Genomic DNA, 6,607 nt, shown 5'->3' with positions numbered 1-6,607 from the left:
GTCAGGAAAGTGGATATCAGCGGAAAGCTGAGCGTGAAAGGGGTAAGTCTGAGTGCAGGCAAGGCGTTCAGGGGAGAACGGGTCGGGCTGAAGGAGATGCAGGAAGACGGGAGCTACGAGGTGTGGTGGTACAGCACGAAAGTGGGGGTGATCGACCTGAAGAAAAAGTCGATCACCATGGGTAAAGGATGTTAAAAAGTGTTCACCATGTCCCCGAACACCTGTCTACCATGTCCCCGGACTGTACACCCACAGGGAGAGGGAGAACACCCAGCCTGTAGGCCCGGTAAGCGAAGCGCCACCGGACGATCAGGCTGCACGGCGGCCTGATGCCCTCACCCCAGCCCTCTCCCACAGGGAGAGGGAGAACACCCAGCCCGTAGGCCCGGTAAGCGAAGCGCCACCGGGCGATCAGGCTGCACGGCCGCCTGATGCCCTCACCCCAGCCCTCTCCCACAGGGAGAGGGAGAACACCCAGCCTGTAGGCCCGGTAAGCGAAGCGCCACCGGGCGATCAGGCTGCACGGCGGCCTGATGCCCTCACCCACAGGGAGGAGGGTCGTCCGTGCGCGCATTAGCGCTGAATGACGTGCTCAGACGTTAAACCGGTTCACGACACTTTCCAGCGCTTGCGCCTGCTCTTCCATCGCTTTCGCCGCCGATGACACTTCCGCCACCAGCGCGGCGTTCTGCTGGGTTGCCCCTTCAAGCTGGCACACGGCCACGTTCACCTGCGCAATGCCGACACTCTGCTCACGGCTGGCGGTTTTGACCTGCTCCATAAGAGTGGAGACCGCATTAACCGACGTCACCAGCGCGTTCATAGTCTCCCCGGCATCCTGCACCAGACGGCTGCCGTCCTGAACACCCACCACCGCGTCGTTAATCAGCGCGCGGATCTCGCTGGCCGAGCCGGAGGCCCGTAGCGCCAGCTGGCGAACCTCGGTTGCCACCACCGCAAACCCGCGCCCCTGCTCCCCGGCCCGCGCCGCTTCCACCGCCGCGTTCAGCGCCAGAATATTGGTCTGCCGGGCAATGCCGTCGATCACCCCGACGATGTCCGCCACCCGCAGGGATGACGATTCGATATGGCGCATTCTATCCACCGCCGAGCTCATCAGCCCGGCGCCGCGCTGCGCCACCGCCGCGGCTTCTGTCGCCAGACGGTCGGCATTTTCCGCGCTGTCGGCGTTGCTGGCGACAATGCCGGCAATCTCTTCCATCGACGCCGCCGTCTGCGTCAGCGAGGCGGACTGCTCCTCGGTTCGGGACGAGAGCGAGACGTTACCCTCGGCAATCTGGTGCGATGCGGCGGCAATGGTCCGGGTGCTCGCCCCGACCTGCTGGAGCAGCCCCTGCAGATACCCCATAAAAGTATTCACATTGCGGGCGATGGCGTTCAGCTCGGGAGAGCTGTTTTCAGGCAGGCGTCGGGTCAGATCCGCCCCACCGGAAGAGAGGGTCGCCAGGCGGTCGCTGACGGTCTGCAGATTGCGCATCACGGTGCGAACGATGAGGGTCAGCACCACCGCCAGCAGCAGCAACAGCGGGATTTGCACCGCCCCCAGACGCCACAGGATCTCACGCGTCTGCTTGTTCAGCAGGCTGCTGCGGGTGTCGGTCGCCACAAACCACGGCGTGTCCTTAACCGGATAGACAAAGATGGTGTGCTCACCGTCCGGCGCCGTGTAGACGCGCTCCAGCGGCGCCCCCTTCGCGTCAGTCAGCATCGTCTTAAGCAGGGCGATCTCATCCCCGGGCAGATCGTTAATATTGGTCAGGGCGGCGGTGTTTTCCGTGGTACGGCTGTAGGCGATTATGTTGCCGCTGGCTTCGATAATCAGCACGCCCGCGTCGATGGGTTCGGCTATCTGCCGCGCCAGCTGGTGGAAGAAGCCCAGCGTCACGTCCAGCGTCGCCACGCCCCATAGCTGGCCGTTGCGGTACACCGGCATGGCGCAGTTGGTGCGCGGCTGCGGGCTGGCCGCATCCATATAGGCTTCAGCCCAGGCGCACTGCCCTTTTGCCGTGCGCAGCCCGGCTTTAAACCACGGCTGCTGCCAGTAGGCAGGCGCATCAGGCGCGTTCCACGTGCTGTTAAGACGTAGTGCATGCTGCTCGTCACGGGCGTAAAAGGTACTGTACTTCTCCACCCCCGGCTCACGCATGCCCGGCAGCGGCCAGACGCCGCCGCCAAAGATATTGCTGTCACCGTTCTGGTTAATCAGCGCCGGAAGAAGGCTGTCTATCTGCGGGCTGTCCAGCCGGGCGACGGTCTCCGTCAGGCTGCGGTGCTGCGCCTGCACGCGCGACATTTGCTGCGTGATGGCGCTGGCCTGCTGACCGATCTCCGAAATAACCCGCCGGTGTTCACCGGCAAGCAACTGCGGGGCGACAAACCGGGTGACAACCCAAAAGGTGACGAGAATAAGCAATAAAAAGAAAGCAGAGATCAGTAAAACCACTCTGCTTTGGGTGGAGGTAAACATAGGAAATAGACTCTGAAATTAAAGGATGACAAAGTCTTCATCGGTGATTACCGGTAAAAATGAAATTTACCATTGCCGGGATAAGAGGATATTTATTCCCCTTATCCTGGTGATGATTTTTTAATAAGGCATCGCGTTATCATGCAGCTGCATTTTTAACGCCGTCTCCGAAATATCGCATTTCGCTTTGCCCACTTCCCTGCTGTCAAAATAACGCATGAGCGTCACCCCCTCCGGTGCCGCCGTCAGCGCGGCGATATTCCAGGGCTGCGCATCAGCAACGGGCGTAGTTCTGCCATAAAGAAAGGTGTGAAACGGCATGTACTCATTTCTGGCTATTTCCCGGCGCGCATCACCGGTAAATTCCACCTCATTTATCCAGATCCGCGTCTGACGATCGGCAACCGTCGCAGGCTGCAGGGTTATCTGATAACTGTCACAGCGGGTCAGTGGAATACGGTCTGTTTTCTGCGACATCGACGACTGGCATGCAGCCAGCATCGGGACGGTCAACAATAAGAGGGCGTATTTCATCTCTGCGGTTCCTTTTTCACTAACGTGTTGATCCAGTTAAGCAAACCGAGGCTGTTATCACAATCAGACTTTCCTCACCCCTGCGTGCGCTGCGTCAGCGTATTAGCGACGGTATACACTTCTTCAATGAGCACGCTGTTATTCTGCGTCACCGACGGTGCGCCGCTCTGCGCCTGCATCATCGCGTCGTCAATCAGCGCGCGGAGCTCTTTTGAGGAGCGGGCGCAGCGGCTTGCCAGGTTGCGAGACTCCACGGCAAATATCCCCTCTTCGTTGTGCAGCGAATAGCTGTAGGCACGGCTGGCAAGCTGCACCAGCGTGCCGCTGCTGTCGGCGATCTGTCGCGCGGCGTCATGCAGCGCGCTCATGGCCTGCACCACACCGGTGGCGCTTTCGCTCAACATAGCCAGCAGATTAGCGTTCGCGTCCGGGGTGCGAAGCAGACGTTCATTCTCCTGCGCAATCACGGTAGCCGCCCGGGCAATCTCTCTGACCTGCTCGCCCACCTCACGCATCAGCGGTGGCAGCGGCGCGCCCTGCTCGGTTTTCAACTGCGACGGCAGCTCTTCGTTGAGACGTGAAAGGTGCAGGTTCAGGCTGCGCAGCAGCGTCAGGGTGGAGACCAGCAGCAGCGCCGCCAGCGGCCACGGCTTATGCAGGAGGATGCCAGGGCGTTCGCCCAGGCGACGGGTGGGAACATCGACCGCCAGCAGCCACGGCGTGTCGGCAATCGGGATCGCTACCAGGGTATGTTCGCCGCTGGCGCTGCGAAAGCGGGTATGGCGCAACCCTTCCCCTGACTGCGCCAGCAGCGTGCGCAGCGGCACCGCCATGGGCAGATTGGCATCGTTGAAGGACTGCACCGTTGGCGCACCAGCCGCATCGCCGATAATGCGCCCGGTCTCTTCAACGATCCACGCGCGGCCACCAAGACGCTCTCCCATCTCTTTCACCAGTGCATTGAAGAACTGACGGCTGTTGCCCGTCTCTTCAATAATTTCACTGTCACCCGGCGCACTTTTATCCAGCGCAAAGCTTTTGAGGGTGACCACGCTTTCGGTCATGGAGCGCTGCTGCGCCTCAACCCGGTCGAGCTGCTCACGTAGCTGCGTCGCCAGGGCATCCACCTGCGTGCGCAGGCGCTGCCCCTCGGAGCGAATAAACCACGGCATAACGCCGGTTTGTACAAGAACCAGTAACGTAATAAAAATAATGACCAGTATGACGGTTAAAACCATGACATCAGCGCCTGTTGTGAAAAACGGCAGCACAGCGCTGCCTCTACAGGGCTATTTTACTCTGCGGGGGAGCGGGAAAGATGCTCTTCAAAGCGTTGATAACCGCGCAGATCTGTTATTCCTGGACAAAAACAATCTGGCCACGCTTTTCCCAACGTTTGACCAGCCAGCCATCCAGACTACACAGGGTGCCGCCCAGCGTGATCGGCAGCAGGCAAAGCACCATATAGAGGGCCTCGGGCAGATAAAAGAGCCAGCTCAGCCACGCCATCAAATTCAGCCCGCGAGGAATGGTATAAATGCCAATGGTCACCAGCGCCACGGTGCTGATAACAAAAAGCACCAGCGCGCTAACGCGAGTGAACAGGCCGAAGGTCAGCAACAGGCCCATCGAACACTCCATAAAGGCCACCACCACCGCCATGATGGTCGGGAAAGGAATACCCGCATCGTACATGGTGTCCACCATCAGGAGCTGGTTTTCCACAACGAACAGCTTATTGAAGCCGGTGGTAAAGAAAAAGACGCCCAGCACCAGCCGACAGAGTAAAACGGGGAACATCGCGGGCACTTCGGAGGTTTGCAAACAGCGTATAAGGGGTACCATCGGTCATCCTTGTCAGTTAATAAATTCAACAACCTGTGTCCCGTTCAGTATAAATTTCCCGACCCCGTTCGCAACCGCTCGCCCCCTATTACCCACACAATTAATAAATATATACCTATTAAAAATGATTAATTAAAAATAACGACAGCGTCTCATTATCAATACCATTTGATGACAGATAATTATGCCCCACTAGTAAGCAATTGGTTTTAGAGTGATTAACGTCAAATCCCCACCAACACTATTGTTAAAAGCGACTCAGCACAGACGATTAATAACCTTAATCTCGTTAAGGCTGTTATTACGTAGTGGTTGCAAAAATATGACGTAAGACATAAAAAGCATGTCGCTCTGGCCACCCGCTAGCAATAACGTGCATTCATTACTATTAATTACAAGAGTCAGACGCGATACCCATTACACCAGAAGAATCAAATAACTATGCTTAATAACATTGTGATTGGATCGTTAGTGACGCTGGATCTGCAGACCCGCGAGCTTGCCCGCAGTGATACGCAAGAAACCGTCACCCTTCCGCAAAGTGCCTGCCTGTGTCTCGCCGCGCTGGTGGAAGCCGCAGGAGAGGTACTTTCCCAGGAACAGCTGATGGAGATCGGCTGGCGCAGCGCCGGGGTGGAGGTTACCGACAACAGCGTGCGGGTGATGATCACCAAACTGCGCCGCGCCTTTACCCAGCTGCAGGTGCAGGAGGCCATCACCCTCATCGCCGTGACGCGCACCGGCTATCGTCTGCTGGTGCGGGAAACGAGCAACGAGCCCCTGGCCGTTGCTGCGCCAGCGGAAGAGGTAACATTGCCCGCTCAGCCGGACGCTTCCCCGCCTGCCGCAAGCGCCCCCGTGCGCCCGCGCGCCGGGCTAAAACAGAAGCTGGTTGCCCTTTCCAGCGGTCTGCTGGTGGGTCTGGTGCTGGCGCTGCTGGCGCGCAGCGTGATCGACTTTAGCCCGCAGCCGGTTCACTTTGTGCGCTGGAACGGCCCCGGCGTGCCGCCCGGCACGCAGGTGATGGTGCAGGAGGACAAACAGTCTCAGCACACCCTGATAGCGTCCACGCTGCAAACCTATACCCGTCACGTGCTGGACCGCCGCCCCAACGAAAAACCGGCCGCCGTGCTTTACGTCACCACCGGCTCTGAAAAAATGAGCCAGTTCCAGGGGCTTATTGCCTGCCAACAACCCTTTAAGGATTCAGGGAATGACTGCGAATCGTTCTATTTTCGCCTTTATTAAATCCCCGCTCACCCTGCTGTTTCTGGGTGGGATGGTTGCCGGGCTGGGCGGTATGGCGCTGTATGGGTTTAAAACCTCCGCGTACGCCTCGCAGTGTATCGCGCCCACGTCCTACTACGTGATTGAGGACGACAACAACGCCACGCTGGCACGCGGCATTTATCGTTCTTACCGTGACGGCTTGTTCAAGGGGCATACCACCTATATCGGCAGCATCAGCCACTTCAAAGATGGCAAGCGCGACGGGCTGCCCAAGCACGTCAACCGTGAAGTGCGCTACGATGTGGATGTGTCGGGCAAGCGGATCCATCTGACCGTCACCAGCCAGCACCGCAAGCTCGGCGGCCAGACCACGGATCAAGATGTGACCGACTATATCTTCCCGCAAATCAACCCGGGCGAAGTCACCACCAGCACCGTCTACCTGCTGGACGATAAAGTGCTCGCCTCCGGCACGGAAACCGTCGCCCGCATCGCCTGCATGAACTGACG

6 protein-coding genes and 1 pseudogene are annotated in these 6,607 nt (G+C 58.7%); 3 read left to right on the top strand and 4 right to left on the bottom strand.

Annotated elements, in window-relative coordinates; translation table 11 throughout:
• Positions 1-195: pseudogene (locus ACTJJA_RS21075) on the top strand (IS481 family transposase); the annotation flags it as partial.
• Between the two features lie 397 nt (positions 196-592).
• On the opposite strand, the gene ACTJJA_RS21070 reads toward ACTJJA_RS21075, so the two are convergent.
• The 4 genes from ACTJJA_RS21070 to ACTJJA_RS21055 all read right to left on the bottom strand — a co-directional run bounded on the left by ACTJJA_RS21070 (position 593) and on the right by ACTJJA_RS21055 (position 4,867).
• Positions 593-2,488 carry a methyl-accepting chemotaxis protein gene (locus ACTJJA_RS21070; protein ID WP_440669133.1) on the bottom strand — a complete coding sequence of 632 codons (1,896 nt, stop codon included), beginning with the start codon at positions 2,486-2,488 and terminating at the stop codon, positions 593-595.
• 120 nt (positions 2,489-2,608) lie between these two features.
• Complete coding sequence (locus tag ACTJJA_RS21065) at positions 2,609-3,022, bottom strand: hypothetical protein (protein ID WP_440669132.1); 414 nt, start codon at positions 3,020-3,022, stop codon at positions 2,609-2,611.
• A 74-nt stretch (positions 3,023-3,096) separates the two neighbouring features.
• Positions 3,097-4,260, bottom strand: coding sequence for a methyl-accepting chemotaxis protein (locus tag ACTJJA_RS21060; RefSeq protein ID WP_440669130.1), 1,164 nt, complete (start codon positions 4,258-4,260; stop codon positions 3,097-3,099).
• Between the two features lie 115 nt (positions 4,261-4,375).
• Positions 4,376-4,867, bottom strand: a complete 492-nt coding sequence (locus tag ACTJJA_RS21055; protein ID WP_440669129.1) for a DoxX family protein — start codon at positions 4,865-4,867, stop codon at positions 4,376-4,378.
• Positions 4,868-5,308: 441 nt separating this feature from the next.
• Here ACTJJA_RS21055 and ACTJJA_RS21050 point away from each other — a divergent pair, with 441 nt between their 5' ends.
• Both ACTJJA_RS21050 and ACTJJA_RS21045 read left to right on the top strand, forming a co-directional pair.
• Positions 5,309-6,115 (top strand): winged helix-turn-helix domain-containing protein, encoded by an 807-nt coding sequence (locus ACTJJA_RS21050; protein ID WP_440669128.1) that lies wholly within the window; start codon positions 5,309-5,311, stop codon positions 6,113-6,115.
• Positions 6,081-6,605 carry a hypothetical protein gene (locus ACTJJA_RS21045; protein WP_440669127.1) on the top strand — a complete coding sequence of 175 codons (525 nt, stop codon included), beginning with the start codon at positions 6,081-6,083 and terminating at the stop codon, positions 6,603-6,605. Before ACTJJA_RS21050 ends, ACTJJA_RS21045 begins: the two co-directional genes overlap by 35 nt.
• Positions 6,606-6,607: the final 2 nt, after the last annotated feature.

Source organism: Enterobacter sp. 22452, assembly GCF_052045065.1.
Classification (GTDB): Bacteria; Pseudomonadota; Gammaproteobacteria; order Enterobacterales; family Enterobacteriaceae; genus Enterobacter; species Enterobacter mori.
The sequence above is the reverse complement of the archived record's forward strand: the minus strand, read 5'-3'. Positions and strand labels throughout refer to the sequence as shown.

Coding starts and splice junctions, on each gene's coding strand:
- ACTJJA_RS21070 (WP_440669133.1), bottom strand. CDS start 2,488: ATGTTTACCTCCACCCAAAGCAGAGTGGTTTTACTGATCTCTGCTTTC.
- ACTJJA_RS21065 (WP_440669132.1), bottom strand. CDS start 3,022: ATGAAATACGCCCTCTTATTGTTGACCGTCCCGATGCTGGCTGCATGC.
- ACTJJA_RS21060 (WP_440669130.1), bottom strand. CDS start 4,260: ATGGTTTTAACCGTCATACTGGTCATTATTTTTATTACGTTACTGGTT.
- ACTJJA_RS21055 (WP_440669129.1), bottom strand. CDS start 4,867: ATGGTACCCCTTATACGCTGTTTGCAAACCTCCGAAGTGCCCGCGATG.
- ACTJJA_RS21050 (WP_440669128.1), top strand. CDS start 5,309: ATGCTTAATAACATTGTGATTGGATCGTTAGTGACGCTGGATCTGCAG.
- ACTJJA_RS21045 (WP_440669127.1), top strand. CDS start 6,081: ATGACTGCGAATCGTTCTATTTTCGCCTTTATTAAATCCCCGCTCACC.